Origin of the sequence: uncultured Maribacter sp. (assembly GCF_963975365.1) — a bacterium.
In the GTDB taxonomy this organism is placed as follows: Bacteria; Bacteroidota; Bacteroidia; order Flavobacteriales; family Flavobacteriaceae; genus Maribacter.
In genome coordinates this window covers 77,407-93,392 of record NZ_CAXBGF010000015.1, presented here as the reverse complement: position 1 = coordinate 93,392, position 15,986 = coordinate 77,407, and the positions used below count along the sequence as shown (strand labels likewise).

Genomic DNA, 15,986 nt, shown 5'->3' with positions numbered 1-15,986 from the left:
CTGCGCACTTTATAAATTACGAATAGTATTAAAATCGTCATACAATTCAATAATTTCAACCCTATAGGATTGCGGACTTAGAAATTAACATTTTCTTTAACATTTTCTTTTCGTTAAGATTCAGTTTCTACAGTACTATTCCTTAATTTTCTAGTTCAAACAAACTAATTCAAAAATGATTTTAAAAAACTCTAGGCGCAAAGTCAAATTACTGACTATTGCTCTAGCCATGTCATGTATACCAATGATAATGGCTCAAAATGTACCTTCTCCAGAAGATGTGTATGGTTTTAAAGTTGGTGCCGATTACAAATTGGCCGATTATACACAAATTGAAGACTACCTAAGTAAACTCGATAATGCTTCGAACAGGGTTAAAAAGGTTGAAATTGGCACTACTGTGCTTGGAAGAAAGATGTATATTTTATTCATCTCAAGCGAAGAAAATCTAAAGCAGTTAGACAAATGGAAAGATATCAGCACCAAACTAGCAAGAGTACAGGTTACCGATGACGAAGCATTAAAACTTTCAGAAGAAGGTAAGGCGATTGTTTGGGTAGATGGCGGTATGCACTCTACCGAACTGGCGCACGGTCAAATGACTTCGGAACTGGCGTATACCTTGGTCACTTCGGAGACTACCGAAATGAAAAAAATAAGGGAAAATGTAATTACTATTTTAATGCCGGTCATGAACCCTGATGGTTTGGATATTGTTGTGGACTGGTACAAAAAGAATTTGGGTACCGCTTATGAAACATCACGACCACCAATTCTGTATCATTACTATATGGGTCATGATAATAATAGAGATTGGTTTATGAACACTATGCCAGAGACGTATAATGTTACTAAGATTCTGTACAATGAATGGTATCCTCAGATTGTGTACAACCACCACCAATCTTCCCCATCATGGACAAAGATTTCACTTCCGCCGTATGCGGATCCTGTAAACCCAAAAATCCACCCTGCCATTACTGCTGCTGTTAGTGAAGTAGGTTCTGCAATGACGAAACGATTTTCTTTAGAAAATATGCCTGGGGCAATTGCCGATAATTTCTATACGATGTTCTGGAATGGCGGAGGCCGAACTACACCGTATTACCATAATATGATTGGTATTCTTACAGAAACGGGACACACAACGCCAACCCCTCGATTTTACGACCCAGAAAAATTACCTAAAACGGTTGCTGGTGGCACACCAACCGATGGTACCGATATTATGTATCCAGATCCTTGGAGAGGTGGTGAATCACATTTTCGCGATGCGGTAGATTATATGTTGACCGCAACATGGGCCACGTTGGATTTAGCTGCTGACCGCAAAAGCAATTACTTGTATAACATTTATAAAATGGGCGCTTCGGCGATTGAAAAGTCCAAAACAGAAGGTCCGTATGCATATGTATTCGGTAAAGACCAGTGGGATGCTTTTGAGTCCGTTAACTTGGTAAATGTTTTGCTACGCGGAGGGATAGAAATTGAAAAAGCCACTAAGAATTTTGAAGCGAATGGGAAGAAATATGATAAAGGGTCTTATGTCATTTATGCGGGACAAGCGTTTCGGCCTTATTTGATGGATTTGTTGGAAAAACAAAATTACCCAACCCGTTTTCAATATCCAGGTGGACCACCGGATACCCCGTACGATTTAGCGGGATGGACACTGCCTATGCAAATGGGCGTTTCTGTAGATAGAATTGTAGAACCTATGGAAATCGCTACCGAAAAAGTAGTTGATTTAGTGAAGTATTATGATGGTGAAGTACAGGGCAAGGCGTCTTTTGGCTATGCACTTAACGCAAATTCGAATGCCTCGGTTATCGCAACCAATAAAATATTAAAGGCTGGCGGTACAGCATACAAAACCAAAGCGTCTTTTAAATCGGGTAAAACAACAATTCCGGCAGGGTCATATATTGTTTCTGGCGGTAGTGAGTCTATTGATTCTCTAGCCACCAAATATGGTCTTGAGGTTACTGGGTTGTCTGCAGAACCAAAAATTGAAATGACTAAAATTCACCTACCTAAAGTTGGCCTTTACAAGTCTTGGGTGTCTAATATGGATGAAGGATGGACACGTTTTGTGATGGATGAATATGCCTTTGAAACAGATACCTTACACGATCGAGATATTAAAACGGCAGACCTCTCTAAATACGATGTGTTGATTCTTCCTTCGCAACGCGTAAAATCACTTTTACATGGAAATTCCGTTTTAGAAATGCCCGTAAAATTTACAGGAGGATTAGGCTTAGAAGGTTCTTTAGCCTTAAGTAACTATGTAAAAAACGGCGGTACGTTAATGGCTTTTGATGAGGCTAGTAATTATGTAATAGAACAATTCGGTTTACCGATTAAAGATGCTACCGAGGGTACTGATAATAAAGAATTCTTTATTCCTGGCTCTTTAATTAAAACAGGATTCGACACAACGCATCCATTGGCATTTGGTATGCAAGATACGGTAGCGGTATCGTTTAATAAAAGTCGAGCCTTCGAGATTGAAAAACAGGAAAAAAAGGGAGAAGGCGGAACAGAGGAAATTAAAGATGCTCCTATTCCTGAAATAGAGGTAATTGCCAATTACGCCGAAAAAGACCTGTTAATGAGCGGTTGGGCTATGGGCGAGAAAAAATACATTGCTAAAAAACCGGCTATGGTAAAAGCAAAGTATGGTAAAGGCGCTGTTGTATTATTCGCGTTTCGACCACAGTTTAGAGCGCAACCAAGAGGCACCTATAAACTTATTTTCAACACGATATATGAAGGAGCTTCAGACTAGTTGAACATTAAGCACACATTAAAAAGCCCATCAGATTCTGATGGGCTTTTTATTAATAGACACGATAACTTTAGTGTTTTTATAATGAAGCATAACAAAATTTTATTCTTTCCAGGTCAATTCAATTTTCATGAGCCAAAGAAATCTTCAATGCTGATGATTGCTGTTTTTATAGTGTTCTTTTAGCAAGTCCCTACCAAAATCGCCATCAAAATCACGCCATACGGTGTGAATGTGGTTGGCATTGTTTTGGCTATTGTCAAATTCAATCATAAAGGTTTTGCCCTGTATGCGATAGTAGTGTGCTTTTCCTAGTACTGTGGCACCTGCCCATGCAAATCGCAGCTCATTCAGTTCTTCTTTACGGATATTACTGATTCTCTTCATCGCCTGTTCTGCGGGGATAGTGGAAGCATATTCGTAAATAATGTCCATTAACAGTTTTTTCTGATCGTTAGTCATGTCGATGACCAATATACCTTCATCGGTAGGTTTTTCCGCTACGGGTTTGTTTAAACTAACGATATCATTATATGCTGTTTCATTAAAAATGGCACGTTGTTTCTGAGCGCTGCTTAACATATTAATGAGTTGTAAACCCATATCCTCTTCATGTACTAATGGGCTAAATCCTTTTCGTTCGCCCTCCAAAATTCTTCCTGGGTTAGAACCGAAGAATCTAGGGGTGTATGAAACGGCATCTGCAACGGTAGTAAAATGTAGCGAAACATGATGTCCTTCAAAAGTCCACATCCAAACATTTTCCTGTGTAGGATTGCCATAAATGGAAACATAATACCGTTCTGGGTCACGGTAAACGGGGTCTCCTGAACTGGCTGCAAGCACATTTTCCAAGCCAATAATTTCTGTGGTCTGTTTGTAGCCTGTATCACTTAATGATGACTGTAGTAGCTCATGAACTAATTCCTTTTGCTCGGCAGTTAATTCTTTTAACGGAAGTCCTTGTCGTGCATAGGAACTCCAAGGCAGAAAGTGCCAATCGTCTCTGTCATCTGCGCTGAATGCATAGACAATTTTCTCTTTTTGAGTATCGGTCAAAGAGCGTATAAACCGGTTGACGATCGTTACGTCTTGCGAGAATCCAAATATGGGAAAAACGGTAACAATGAATAAAAAGATGTTTTTTTTCATGGGTAAGAGCTTAGTCCACCTACGTTATTAGGTATAGATTAATACGTCACTTTAAAAATACTTCCACCAAAATCATCACAAACATATAAAGCACCATCTGGGCCTTGTGCTAATCCGCATGGGCGATGTTGTAAGGAACCATCTTCCGGATGAGCCAAATCAAATCCGGCAAAATTATCTAGAAAGATTTCCCAATCACCACTGGGTTTTCCATCCTTAAAAGGAACAAAGGCTACAAAAAAGCCCTTTTTAAGCGCTGGCGATTGATTATGAAAGGCCACAAAAGCGCCATTTTTATATTTATCCGGGAACATATCGCCTGTGTAGAAAAGTAAATCATTAGGCCCTAAATGTGCTGGGAATGCTACAAGCGGATTAATAAAACCTTCTTCATTGGTTTGCTCACCATCTCCACCATATTCTGGAGCTAGCATACGCTTATTTTTTAAGGGATCATAATAGGTTTTAGGCCATCCGGCATTATCACCTTCCTTTAGTTCGTATAACGTTTCGGCAGGTAATTCTCCATCTTGTTTTTGAGTGTATAGATCAGGATAAAAATTATGGAATCCTCCACGGCCATGGTCGGTAGCGAATAAGGAGTTTGTTTTAGGATTCCAAGTGATTCCGACTGCATTTTTAATTCCGGTCACATATCGTGAACCATCTGCAAAAGTCTGATTCAATTTATCGGTTTTAAACTTCCAAATTCCTCCTGCAGAATCTAAAATCGTACACGGTATCATTCCTGCGCCAGCATTGTTATCCCTACAGGCATCGTTCCAAGAACCAATGGTGACATACAGGTTGTCATTATCATCAATGGTAAAAGGCTTGGCATTATCCATCCCCATGTCTTTGAGTCCGTCTACTATTTTTTCTGGGGTATTCGTATCAATAACGTCATGGTTGCTATTCAGTTTATAGCGAAATACGCCTGAATTGGAGGACGCATATAAGTAATCGTCTGTTGCTAAAATTCCTGTACCGGGCATATCGGCAAAGTACTGTTGTTCATCAATAGCACCGTCTTTATTGGTGTCCTTCAGTAATACTATGGCCTTGCCCTCTTTTAAGACGGACCTGTTGGCATAAATATCTCCGTTTTTTGAAATCGTCAGATGCCGAACAGCGCCTAAATCTTTTGCTATTTCTTCGACCGAGAAGCCTTCAGTAGCTTTTAGGATCGTTTCATTGGTAATCGTTTTTACGATTGGCTTCATTTCGTTTTTGCATTGTACTACAAGTGTTGCACATGCGATAGCTGTAAAGAACAGCATTGGTTTTTTGGCGATGGATATTAGTTTCATATGTTGGTTTTAAGTGGTCGGTACATATTGGTTAAAGGTGGTGGGTTACATAAGATACTCAAAGGGTTAGAAATAATGCGAAGCTATAAGGTACGAAAACCAATGATGACACCGGTATAGGTTAAAGTGTCATCATCTAGTTTCCATAGAATTTGTTGTAATCGAAATGTGGTATTATAAAATCGGAGTCAGTACGATATTTCTATAGGCAACAGTACCATGGTCGCCCTGTAAATAAATAGGTCCGGGAGCAAAAACATCAGAGCTGATCGCTCCGCCAGTTGGGCCTTTCGCAGGGGCATTATCGATAATTTTTTTACCGTTTAAAATAACCGTTACATGGCGGTCTACCAAAGTAATATCCATGGTCTGCCATTCACCAGCGGGCTTTTCAGCATTTTCGCTAGGGGTAACGCGACTGTATAATGCACCCATATTATGACTGTCGAGAGGCAAGCCGTAAGAGTCTACCACTTGTATTTCGTATAATCCTCTAAGATAAACACCACTATTGTTTCCCTTGGGCACATTTACCTCTAGCTTTAAATTGAAATCATCAAACTCTTGGTCGGTTCGTAGGTTGCCATAATTAATATGCTCTCCATTTTCTGGTTGTACGGGATCATTCTGCATAGTACCGTTTACGACCTTAAAACCATTGGCCATATTGGAGTCTATAGGTCTCCAGCCGGTCATATCCTTTCCGTTAAATAGTTTTATGGGCTTGCCAAATTTTAAGGCACTTACATCTGGTGCCTGGCCAACAGCGGGCAAACGTCTTCCCGTGAAATAACTAAGCTCTTCTCCGTTACGCCCCCAAGTAGGGCCTGTCATGGTACCTGCAATGGCGTCATTTTTTTTGGTAATGCGTAAGGTCCAAGTTCTAATATGGGTACGTGCTTCTCCAGAAGTTGTTTTCAACTCCTGTTCAGACGTACGCGTAACCACTAGGGTGTGTTCATCTACTACATAAATATCGGAAACAGGGAGCACACTGCCACCGATCCATAATAATTCGCCGTCTAAAACACCCTGTTCTTCGTGTACGTTTAACCAAGCCACACCGCCACCGACAATGTCAATGGTCCAAGTACCTAGAAAACTATTTTCTGATTCAAGGGAGGTTTCACAGGGGGTGTTCGAAAGTAAAGAGGAAAAGGCCAAAAGAAAGGCCATGAGGGTAAACGGTGCTTTTTTCATGATATTATTGGTTTTAGTATGTTGGTTTGGTGGTGCATGCAGCATGTACCGTACTAAAAATAAGGATTTTAGGAACAGCAACTCTCAGTAGTTTAAAGTTTAACAGCGAATTATGGTATACAAACAAGTATATTTTTTAATGGAGATTATTTATTTAGAACTAGGAAGTTACAATAGTGGCATAAGCGGAATAAATTATATAGAATAAAGTATTCTAAATGGTTACAAACCTTATTATAAAGCACCGTAAAAGAAAATTCTTATAGATTATTTTAATGCTTGTTTGTCATCTCTTGCATTAGTGATTATAAGCACTTATGTAAGCTAAGGGTTAATCAAAATTAATACGGTCGCGTATGGTGCCATCTTCCCTATGGATAATAACATCTGCTTTGTATTTACGGGCAAGTCGTTCGGCTTTGTTTATAGCCGTAACCTGTAGTTTATGTTTAGAAGTAATGCGTTTATTGCCTTCGCGCCGTACTGCCCAAGCATTTGCATAAGGTACTACATGTTGGTGCCATGTTCTTCCCCTTTTACCTTGGCGGGCGCTATTAAAAAAAACTTCTACCAGTTCGATTAAAATAGTAAGCCAAGATCGGGTGTCGTTGTTTTTGGGCATGGTGCATTAGGTATAGTTTTCGAAGATACTATTTTCAGAGAAAAAGGGGGTGAATGCTTCTCGATACAACTTTTACTCCCGCCTGTAACCTTAGGAAAAGTCACTTGCGAAACAGCATCGCTAGAATAACTATTATAGGTACTTCCGTAACGTTCTAATTTAACCATCTAAATCATATCTGCCCAAGATGATTAGGCGTTTAGAGTAGTAAACCAAAAAATAATCAGTACTTTTATTCGCTAAGAAATCAACCTTAAACCATGCCTTTACCAAGCTCACGTTGACCGGTTTTTAGCGGTTTATGTTGACCCCCACTTCCCATGAAACAAGTATCGACTCTATTTTTTAAGTTTTTACAGTTCGTTAAAAATCATCCGTTCAAAACCGCTGGGTATTTTTTTGCTTCAATAATTTGCCTTGTCTTTTTACTCGTGCTGACTACCTATTTGGGATTATTTGGACGTATACCCCAGGAGGCCGAACTGAAAGCCCTTAAAAACCCCATTACCTCTACACTATATGGCAGCGATAATGAACCCATTGGGTACTATTTTTTGCAAAACCGTTCTAATATAGACAGTACCCAACTTAACCCTTTTCTGGTAAAAGCGCTCGTTGCTACAGAAGATGCCCGGTTTTATAGCCATCGCGGTATTGATTACAAAAGTTACGGCCGCGTATTGGTGAAATCGATACTCCTTGGGCAGGGTAAAGGTGGTGGAAGCACCATTACACAGCAAATCGCCAAAAATCTCTTTGGCAGACAAAAACAATTTTTCTTATCGACCCCAATCAACAAAATACGGGAACTTTTCATCGCTAGAAGGTTAGAGAATATCTATAGTAAGGAAGAAATCTTACTGCTCTATTTTAACACGGTTTCTTTTGGCGAGAATCTTTACGGCATAGAAAAGGCGGCCGAACGTTTTTTCAACAAAACACCTGCGGAACTATCCTTGGTAGAATGTGCAACCTTGGTAGGTGTATTAAAAGCACCCACGGCTTACAATCCTAGAAATAATCCTGAAAAATCACAAGAACGCCGTAACGTGGTGTTAAAACAACTTTTAAAGTACAACTACATTAACGATAGCACTTATAATGAGAGCTTGACCCCCTTGGAACTACAGTATACGCCACCAAAAAAAGTATCCTCGTTGACTGCCTATTACAAAGAATTCGTAAAGGCCGAATTCGATACATGGGCGCAAGCCAACCCTACCGAAGGTGGGCATGTGTATACCCTTGAAGCTGACGGACTCAAGATATACACGACCATAAATCCGTATGTTCAAAGATACTTGGAACGCTCCATGACCCGCCAGTTAGAACGGCTGCAAAAATCGATGGAAACCTATTGGACCAGCGAGACCACAGAAGGAGGCAAGGACGAGCTAATCGATAAGCTTATCGCTGGCAAGTCTCAAATAAAAAAGCTTAAAAGTCAAGGTAAAAGTGACGATGAAATTGCAAGGATAACCAACGAAAAGAAGGACAGAAACTATTGGGAAATAGGGGAAGGATTTCAACCCAGGTCGCAGTCGCTTCGTGATTCCATTGTCTCCGCAATTACCCGATTGCATACCGGCATGATCGCCGTAAACAGTAAAACTGGCAGAATTATGGGATATTTGGGCGGTATCGATTACGGCTTCTCTCAGATCGATCAGGTAACTAACAAAAAACAGGTAGGCTCCCTTTTTAAGCCCATTACGTACCTTACCGCACTACAAAGCGGCGAAGACCCCTGTACTTTTTACGATAACGTTTTGCGAACCTATTCGCAGTACGAAGATTGGAAGCCCAGAAATGCGAACAATACCTACGGCGGCAGCTATAGTTTGCACGGGGCATTGGCGAACTCTATAAACACCGTTGCCGTAACGCTACAATTAAAAATGGGCAATGAGCGCGTGATCAACATGGCCAAAAAAATGGGCATTGATTCGGAAATTCCCGATGTTCCATCTATCGTATTGGGCACTGCAGAACTTAGCCTTCTGGAAACTGTCCGCGCCTATGCAAGTATTTCTAACGGTGGCTACACCATTAGCCCTTTTGCGATAGACCGTATAGAAACCCAAGACGGCGAACTTCTTTTTGAAGCGAAACCGGCGTATGGAGGTCGCGTAGCAAGTACCGAAAGCATAGCGGCACTTCAAAAAATGATGGAGGAAGTCACGACCGAAGGGAGCGGCAAGGCCTTTGGTTTTTATGAAATTCCGTTCAATATTATCGGTAAGACCGGTACTACACAAAACAATGGTGATGGTTGGTTTATAGGTGCTTCACCAGAATTGGTGGTGGGTGCCTGGGTGGGTACTTTAGATAAGCGCGTGCAGTTTGGCCGCGGTTCGGGTTCGCAAACGGCATTGCCCATGGTAGCCTCGGTTTTTAAAAGTTTAAGTAGTTGGAAAAACCCGATGCTAACTCAATTTGAATACGAGGAGCACTACTTCCCATGCCCATCATTTTCTGAATTGTCCGCTCCAGAAGCTCAAGCGTTCTTTCAATCGGATACGACCTATCTACAGCAATTGAAAATTCGGGATTCACTTGACATTATGAGCAGGACCAAAATGGATTCGTTGATGATGGCCCCGGTTATAGGCATAGACTCAATTGCTATAGACACGGTACTTCAGAAGGAACTAGTGCTGCCCAGTAATTGAGGGCAAGTCGTTTGGCTTTGTTAATGGCAGTAGCCTGTAGTCTATGGTTAGAAGTAATGCGTTTATTGCCTTCGCGCCGTACTGCCCAAGCATTTTCATAGGGCACTACATGTTGATGCCATGTTCTTTCCCTTTTACCTTGGCGTGCTCTGTTAAAAAAATTTCTATCAGTTCAATTAAAATAGTATGCCAAGATCGGGTGTCGTTGTTTTTGGGCTTGGTGCATTACGTATAGCTGTCGAAGATACTATTTTCAGATAAAAAGGGGGTGAATGCTTCTCGATACAGCTTTTGCTCCAGAAAAGGTCGCAAAACCGACTCGAAGTGATAATGGGGTTCGAAGTGACAAATAATAATTTTCAACCAAAATGCAATGGCAACTATGCATAAGTTCATTATTTTTAAGCTACCTAAAAGTTCCTTATGAAATCGAGTCTGTGTTTTAGTACCCTACAGTCAGTTCTGGTATCCGTTTTTTTGGTTTTGGTGACCAGCTGTTCTGAGAAACAGAAAAATGAAAGTGATGCAACTAAAGCATCCGCCAAAATATATATCACAGCCCTAGATAAGTCACAACTTTTACAAGAGCATGAAGTAGTTACTGATAGCAATGCAACGCCAGTAGCGACTATACAATTAGACCCAACCACTACCTACCAAGAAATGGATGGTTTTGGGTATACGCTTACGGGTGGTAGTGCATTACATCTAAGCAAGATGTCGGCACCGGCAAGAGCGTTATTGCTAAAAGAGCTTTTTAGTAGAGACAGCACAGGTATTGGTATTAGTTATTTGCGTTTAAGCGTTGGGGGTTCAGATTTAGATGAATTTCCATGGTCTTATAACGATTTGCCCAAAGGTGAAACCGATGTAGACCTTGCGAAATTCTCCTTGGGGTACGATACCTTGTATTTGATTCCGGTACTGAAAGAGATTTTAGAAATTTCCCCAGCGATAAAACTCATGGGTTCACCGTGGTCTCCCCCCGCGTGGATGAAAGATAACCAAGACACACGTGGCGGTAGTTTATTGCCCGAATATCAAAGCATCTATGCCAACTATTTGGCGAAGTATGTACAAGAAATGGCCAAGGAAGGTATTACCATCGATGCCCTTACGATACAGAACGAACCCTTGCACCCAGGTAACAACCCCAGTCTATTAATGCTTGCCGACCAACAGGCCGATTTTATCAAAAATGACTTAGGCCCTACCTTTAAAAGCTTGGGAATTACAACGAAAATCATCATTTACGATCACAATGCCGACCGACCAGATTATCCTATTTCCATCTTAAATGATGCCGAGGCGGCGAAATATATAGATGGTTCGGCCTTTCATATGTACGGTGGGGAAATTGAAGCCTTGTCCGAGGTTCATAATGCACATCCTACTAAGAACCTCTATTTTACGGAGCAGTGGGTTGGTGCTCCCGGAGATTTTGCCGGCGATGTTGCATGGCACAACGAAGTGTTGATTATTGGCGCTACCAGAAACTGGAGCAAAACGGTATTGGAATGGAATTTGGCAGCTGACGAAAATCAGAATCCGCATACCGACCGTGGTGGTTGTGACCGTTGCTTAGGTGCGGTGACCATAACGGGCGATTCTGTAGTGCGTAACCCTGCTTACTACATCATTGCACAAGCATCCAAATTTGTGCCACCAGGCTCTGTTCGTATTGCTTCAACCGCATTGGAGAATGTACCTAACGTTGCTTTTAAAACTACCAAAGGGGAATTAATTACCATTCTTCAGAATAAAGAATCGGCAGCCATGACTATTGAAGTAGAAATGGGTTCAATATCTATTTTCATTGAGGTGCCTGCAAAGTCAATCACTACTATAGTCTCTAAAGGTTAGGCTGCATGGTAAGGGATTATCATAATGTTAAAAATCAAAAAAATAGGTGGCTTTTTAATTAGAATGATGATTTTTGCGCTTTTTTTACAATTAAATACTTATATTTTTTGAAAGAATTATATTACAAAAAATCAAATTTTTTAATACAAAATGGCAAAGATTGAAATTAAAAGTTCTCCCGAAGAGCTTGAAAGAGTAGCCACTTTTCTAGCGAACAACAACATTAAGTTTAATGTGGTTAAAGATTATGGTAATCACTCGTTAGACGATATTGATAAGTATGAACACCTTATGAATAAGTACGCTGCAAGTATAAGTTAGTGCTCAGTATTAGGGTAGTTAAAAACAAATAGAATTTAACTGCTACCCTTAGTTTGTTCGCGCCTGAAATTACATCAAAAAGGTGCCGTATAGTCTACAAATAGTTCATCTATCAACTTGGATCAAATAAGAAAAACAAAATTCTTATTTTAAGGGTGTTGAACGGTATTCGAGATTAGCATAGTTTCGTAGAACAAGCAAAATAGATAGGATGAAAAAGTATCCATCAAAAATTGGTATTGGCTTAGTTATTTTCATAGCAGCCGTATTGGTCGGTAGTACGATACCGATGATATCGCCACCTATTTGGGTTGGGCTCATCATTAATGTGCTGCTATTTATTTTTATAGGGCATTTGTTTTTTACTACATATTATGTAATTGATGGTAGTTCTTTACGTATCAAATCGAGCTTTTTGGTTAATAAGAAAATCGATATTAAAAGTGTTAAGAAAATAGCTGAAACAAGAAACCCCCTAAGTGCCCCAGCGGGATCATTAGATAGACTTGAAATTGTTTATGGAGAATATGGAAGCATTTTAATTTCGCCAAAAGATAAGCGGGGCTTTATAGCGCATATGAGCAGATTGAATCCTGAAATTAGGGTTCAGTACAACTCAAAAAACTAAGGTTCAGATTCTAATAAACACAGATTGAAAATCTTTATAAACCCACCAATAACATGAAAGGCTTACAAGATATAAAAGCAGAAATTGACCAATACGTAAGTAGTAATAACAAGACAGAATTAGAAGTTGTGGATGCCCTAAACAAATATTACTTCAATAAGGCAGTAACGGCCGAGATTAAACTGTATAAGAAGAAAAAGAAAAAGGTTGCTGAAATAACCAAAGACTTAAAAATATCGCACCGACGTTTCTATAAGATATTGGAGAATAAAAAAGTGGAGTTCACTAAGTACAATAAGTCTAGAGAAGATGATGAAGTGTAATTTTTTCTCACGCATTCTTTTAAAGAAATAGTATTAAAAAATAAAATAAACGAGATCAAGAAGCACTTTCTGCAATTCCTCCTTTGAACTTAAAGAACGTGAAAACACTGAAAAGCGAAATAGATTCTAGGAAATGAATAAATTTAAATGATGAGAAAAACATTATCGATGATAGGAATGGTTTTGGCTTTTATTACCATCGTGAATAGTTTTTTTACAATGGGCGATACACGTCCATTTTTCGGATTTGAAATGAATATTTGGGTATATCGCCTAATTTGGCTTGCATTGTTCAGCATAATTCTAAATGGCTACCTCAAAGAAACTAAAAGGGTCAAATAAAGGATATATAAAACGGAATTACCCATTTTAAGGTAGTTATACATGTCTAACCTTTACATCTCATGAAAAAACTAAAGTTCAAAATCAGCGATATCATTTTTGTGGTGTTCATAGTCTTGCTTCTGATACCACAGACCAGAACACCTATTCAAGTTGCACTTAATAAACTAAAAGTGGCAGTTTGGTCCCCTAGTGTTGAGGATGAAGAAGACCAAGAACGGGTAGTTCCTTTTGAATATGTGGTACAAGAGTTGAATGGAGCAACGAAACGTATTGCCATAGGTCAAGGAAAGGTTACTTTCTTGAGTTATTGGGCGACTTGGTGTCCGCCTTGTATTGCAGAGCTGCCGGGTATTCAAGAATTATATACCGATTACGGAGACAACGTTGATTTTGTCTTATTAACCCAAGAAGAGACGGAGAAGGTGCAACGATTTATCACCAAAAAAGGGTATGATGTACCCGTGTATATTCCGCAAATGCAAGCACCAGAAATATTACAAAGCAACAGCCTTCCCACCAATTATATTATAGATGCGAAGGGTAACATTATTATCAAAGAAACCGGTGCCGCAGATTGGAACAGTGCCAAGGTGCGAGCACTTTTAGATGAATTACTGTTGAATTAAGCACAACACTAGGGAATTTTTCTATAAGCGTTTTTGAATATAGGCAGCCATCATCTCTTTTTTAGCCAATGCCTTTTCAGCAAAATCAAATAGGCTTAAACACCTATCGAGGTTTTGGTTCTCATAAGTGACTTTGTAGTAGGTATTATTATTCAAGTAATCTGTCAGTGCCCGTAAACCATGAATAAAGGGCATAAATACGGCCCCAAGTGGCAAACTTTGTTTTTCTTCTTCCGTCAAAAAAGAGTCGTTCGATGCCAGTCCGTCAACAAAAGCTTCAAACAATTCGCTGTTAAAAGAAATAAGGTCATGGTTTTGCTCATCTTCAGGGGCAACATTGACAACAGTTCTTATCGCATCGCCAAAATCGTAATAAAAATAGCCTTTCATTATCGTATCTAGGTCGATAAGGCACAAGGCTTTATCACTGTTTTTAGAGAATAATATATTATTGAGTTTGGTATCGTTATGACAGATACGTACAGGTAGTTTTTCATTATCTAACGTATTGAGCTCCTTTAGAAAGGGATGTGCTTTTTTAATGGCGTCAGCAGCTATTTCACGTTTCTGTGGTTCCGCATTATTAAGCGCCACTTCAAACTCATGCCTTCTATGGTTGAGGTTGTGAAACTTGGGTAAGGTGTCTTCAAAAAGCCCTGTATCGGCACCCTTTAAAAGGTTATGAAACCTTCCTACAATTCGGCCCGCTTCAAAAGCAGTACTAGTATTGGTGGTTATGTTATAGGTGGTGCTATTAGAAATATAGGTCATCATCCTCCAGAAATCATCATTTTTCAAGAGGTAGTTTTCTCCGGTTCTGGTCTGCACAAATGTAATTTGGGTATAATCATCAGCAGTTAATAAAGGTAGTGCATGGCCAATATTATCCATCAAAATACCTGCGTTTTTAAACACATTCCGATTGATTTTCTGAAGGATGAATTGCTCACCTTCGGTATCGGTAACCAAATAGGTTTCATTAATGAGTCCCGCAGTTAATGGCGCGTATTGAAAGTTGTTTCCGTTGAGGTTGAATTCTTGAAGTATATCAAGCATGTGCTGCTTTTGAATCATAAATGGGTCATGCAATTTGGAAGCTAAAGGTATTGAAATTGCTGTAAAAATTGAATCCCTATGATCCTGTAGTATTCACCCGTAAATTGAAATACATATTAATCGTTAATAACCGTAGCCTACTGCTATAATAAAATACTACTTTGTGTAGCAAACAAAGCAAAGTATCAAATACAGAGAATAAGGTTTTAAATGGAGTGAAACTTTACTCATTTGCGGGTAAGATCATCTACAATATATTGAAAAAAGAGGTTTTTTAACTTAATTATGTGTAGTACATCTATTGGAAATACGATTTTGAAAATATAGAAGTTAATACTATAACTAAAATTTTTTCCCTAAGAATGATTAAGATTATAGCCTACTTAAAAGTTACCGTATTATTTTTTACTTCCTATTATGCACAAGCCCAATGTGAAGTTTTTAAAAGTGAAATTAGCGATGTACAAAGTTACATGCTACAGGTGAGTCAACTAACCGATTCATTAAGTACTGCTGCAGAAACGGCTTCGTATGATGCAAGATTAAGTACAGCACGTACAAATACCAAAACGGTTATGCTTTTAATGGGCCAAGCGGTTACTGCAGCAGAAGAAGCCGTTACTCTTGCTTCTGAAGCACAATATGATTCTGAAAGCTGCGGATTAGATGAAGCAATGAGCTATACGATCGATGCGGAAAGAAACGCTATCGATGCACGCGATTTTGCAAGTGAAGCTTTTGAAAATGTAAAGAATGCATCAAAATCTAAAAACCTTGGTAATTTACAGTTTCATATGAGAAAGGCGCAACGCATACTTAGAGAGGTGCGAAATTCAGCTGAAGCTTCAGCCTATGCTGCCGATAACGCACACTACAGTTGTAGCCATGATATGGATCATGCCTCTGCAGATCGTTAATTTACTGTAACAAATATATCGTAAACCCATAGCCGAGGCTATGGGTTTTTATTTTAACTGTAAATAAGTGTAGTCGTAGCAATAATGAAGATGATTACAGTTTTATTGCACAGAATTTTGGTCTCAAAAGTAAAAAGCATTTAGGCTTGTATTTGAATTT

The 15,986-nt window shown here is 39.4% G+C and carries 14 protein-coding genes; 8 read left to right on the top strand and 6 right to left on the bottom strand.

Features of this window, described 5'->3' with window-relative positions:
- Positions 1–175 precede the first annotated feature (175 nt).
- Positions 176–2,791 carry a M14 metallopeptidase family protein gene (locus AACZ49_RS15475; RefSeq protein WP_339656783.1) on the top strand — a complete coding sequence of 872 codons (2,616 nt, stop codon included), beginning with the start codon at positions 176–178 and terminating at the stop codon, positions 2,789–2,791.
- Between the two features lie 147 nt (positions 2,792–2,938).
- On the opposite strand, the gene AACZ49_RS15470 is transcribed toward AACZ49_RS15475, so the two are convergent.
- From AACZ49_RS15470 to AACZ49_RS15455, 4 genes are all read right to left on the bottom strand, one after another.
- Positions 2,939–3,943, bottom strand: a complete 1,005-nt coding sequence (locus AACZ49_RS15470) for a DUF3500 domain-containing protein (protein WP_339656781.1) — start codon at positions 3,941–3,943, stop codon at positions 2,939–2,941.
- Positions 3,944–3,981: 38 nt separating this feature from the next.
- Positions 3,982–5,253, bottom strand: coding sequence for a PQQ-dependent sugar dehydrogenase (locus AACZ49_RS15465; RefSeq protein ID WP_339656779.1), 1,272 nt, complete (start codon positions 5,251–5,253; stop codon positions 3,982–3,984).
- Positions 5,254–5,427: 174 nt separating this feature from the next.
- Positions 5,428–6,453, bottom strand: a complete 1,026-nt coding sequence (locus tag AACZ49_RS15460) for a DUF1080 domain-containing protein (RefSeq protein WP_339656777.1) — start codon at positions 6,451–6,453, stop codon at positions 5,428–5,430.
- Between the two features lie 331 nt (positions 6,454–6,784).
- Positions 6,785–7,075, bottom strand: coding sequence for a DUF2188 domain-containing protein (locus tag AACZ49_RS15455; protein ID WP_339656775.1), 291 nt, complete (start codon positions 7,073–7,075; stop codon positions 6,785–6,787).
- A gap of 320 nt (positions 7,076–7,395) precedes the next feature.
- Here AACZ49_RS15455 and AACZ49_RS15450 point away from each other — a divergent pair, with 320 nt between their 5' ends.
- Positions 7,396–9,747 carry a transglycosylase domain-containing protein gene (locus AACZ49_RS15450; protein ID WP_339656773.1) on the top strand — a complete coding sequence of 784 codons (2,352 nt, stop codon included), beginning with the start codon at positions 7,396–7,398 and terminating at the stop codon, positions 9,745–9,747.
- On the opposite strand, the gene AACZ49_RS15445 is transcribed toward AACZ49_RS15450, so the two are convergent.
- Positions 9,701–9,853, bottom strand: a complete 153-nt coding sequence (locus tag AACZ49_RS15445; protein WP_339656771.1) for a DUF2188 domain-containing protein — start codon at positions 9,851–9,853, stop codon at positions 9,701–9,703. The genes AACZ49_RS15450 and AACZ49_RS15445 overlap by 47 nt on opposite strands.
- A gap of 317 nt (positions 9,854–10,170) precedes the next feature.
- Between AACZ49_RS15445 and AACZ49_RS15440 the strand changes: the two genes are divergently transcribed.
- The 5 genes from AACZ49_RS15440 (at position 10,171) to AACZ49_RS15420 (ending at position 13,853) form a co-directional block, all read left to right on the top strand.
- A complete protein-coding gene (locus AACZ49_RS15440; RefSeq protein ID WP_339656769.1) occupies positions 10,171–11,610 on the top strand; it encodes a glycoside hydrolase family 30 beta sandwich domain-containing protein in 1,440 nt (479 codons plus the stop codon).
- Between the two features lie 150 nt (positions 11,611–11,760).
- A complete protein-coding gene (locus AACZ49_RS15435; protein ID WP_339656767.1) occupies positions 11,761–11,931 on the top strand; it encodes a hypothetical protein in 171 nt (56 codons plus the stop codon).
- Positions 11,932–12,142: 211 nt separating this feature from the next.
- Positions 12,143–12,559: a PH domain-containing protein gene (locus AACZ49_RS15430; protein ID WP_339656765.1), complete on the top strand. Its 417-nt coding sequence runs from the start codon at positions 12,143–12,145 to the stop codon at positions 12,557–12,559.
- A 53-nt stretch (positions 12,560–12,612) separates the two neighbouring features.
- Positions 12,613–12,882, top strand: a complete 270-nt coding sequence (locus tag AACZ49_RS15425) for a hypothetical protein (RefSeq protein ID WP_339656764.1) — start codon at positions 12,613–12,615, stop codon at positions 12,880–12,882.
- A 404-nt stretch (positions 12,883–13,286) separates the two neighbouring features.
- Positions 13,287–13,853, top strand: a complete 567-nt coding sequence (locus tag AACZ49_RS15420) for a TlpA disulfide reductase family protein (protein ID WP_339656762.1) — start codon at positions 13,287–13,289, stop codon at positions 13,851–13,853.
- A gap of 21 nt (positions 13,854–13,874) precedes the next feature.
- Here AACZ49_RS15420 and AACZ49_RS15415 read toward each other — a convergent pair whose 3' ends face one another.
- A complete protein-coding gene (locus AACZ49_RS15415) occupies positions 13,875–14,927 on the bottom strand; it encodes an aminoglycoside phosphotransferase family protein (RefSeq protein WP_339656760.1) in 1,053 nt (350 codons plus the stop codon).
- 344 nt (positions 14,928–15,271) lie between these two features.
- On the opposite strand from AACZ49_RS15415, the gene AACZ49_RS15410 reads away from it, so the two are divergent.
- Positions 15,272–15,826 carry a hypothetical protein gene (locus AACZ49_RS15410; protein WP_339656758.1) on the top strand — a complete coding sequence of 185 codons (555 nt, stop codon included), beginning with the start codon at positions 15,272–15,274 and terminating at the stop codon, positions 15,824–15,826.
- Positions 15,827–15,986: the final 160 nt, after the last annotated feature.

Bases quoted from the DNA above. Each gene is read 5' to 3' on its own strand.
- AACZ49_RS15475 (WP_339656783.1), top strand. From the start codon at position 176: ATGATTTTAAAAAACTCTAGGCGCAAAGTCAAATTACTGACTATTGCT.
- AACZ49_RS15470 (WP_339656781.1), bottom strand. From the start codon at position 3,943: ATGAAAAAAAACATCTTTTTATTCATTGTTACCGTTTTTCCCATATTT.
- AACZ49_RS15465 (WP_339656779.1), bottom strand. From the start codon at position 5,253: ATGAAACTAATATCCATCGCCAAAAAACCAATGCTGTTCTTTACAGCT.
- AACZ49_RS15460 (WP_339656777.1), bottom strand. From the start codon at position 6,453: ATGAAAAAAGCACCGTTTACCCTCATGGCCTTTCTTTTGGCCTTTTCC.
- AACZ49_RS15455 (WP_339656775.1), bottom strand. From the start codon at position 7,075: ATGCCCAAAAACAACGACACCCGATCTTGGCTTACTATTTTAATCGAA.
- AACZ49_RS15450 (WP_339656773.1), top strand. From the start codon at position 7,396: ATGAAACAAGTATCGACTCTATTTTTTAAGTTTTTACAGTTCGTTAAA.
- AACZ49_RS15440 (WP_339656769.1), top strand. From the start codon at position 10,171: ATGAAATCGAGTCTGTGTTTTAGTACCCTACAGTCAGTTCTGGTATCC.
- AACZ49_RS15435 (WP_339656767.1), top strand. From the start codon at position 11,761: ATGGCAAAGATTGAAATTAAAAGTTCTCCCGAAGAGCTTGAAAGAGTA.
- AACZ49_RS15430 (WP_339656765.1), top strand. From the start codon at position 12,143: ATGAAAAAGTATCCATCAAAAATTGGTATTGGCTTAGTTATTTTCATA.
- AACZ49_RS15425 (WP_339656764.1), top strand. From the start codon at position 12,613: ATGAAAGGCTTACAAGATATAAAAGCAGAAATTGACCAATACGTAAGT.
- AACZ49_RS15420 (WP_339656762.1), top strand. From the start codon at position 13,287: ATGAAAAAACTAAAGTTCAAAATCAGCGATATCATTTTTGTGGTGTTC.
- AACZ49_RS15415 (WP_339656760.1), bottom strand. From the start codon at position 14,927: ATGATTCAAAAGCAGCACATGCTTGATATACTTCAAGAATTCAACCTC.
- AACZ49_RS15410 (WP_339656758.1), top strand. From the start codon at position 15,272: ATGATTAAGATTATAGCCTACTTAAAAGTTACCGTATTATTTTTTACT.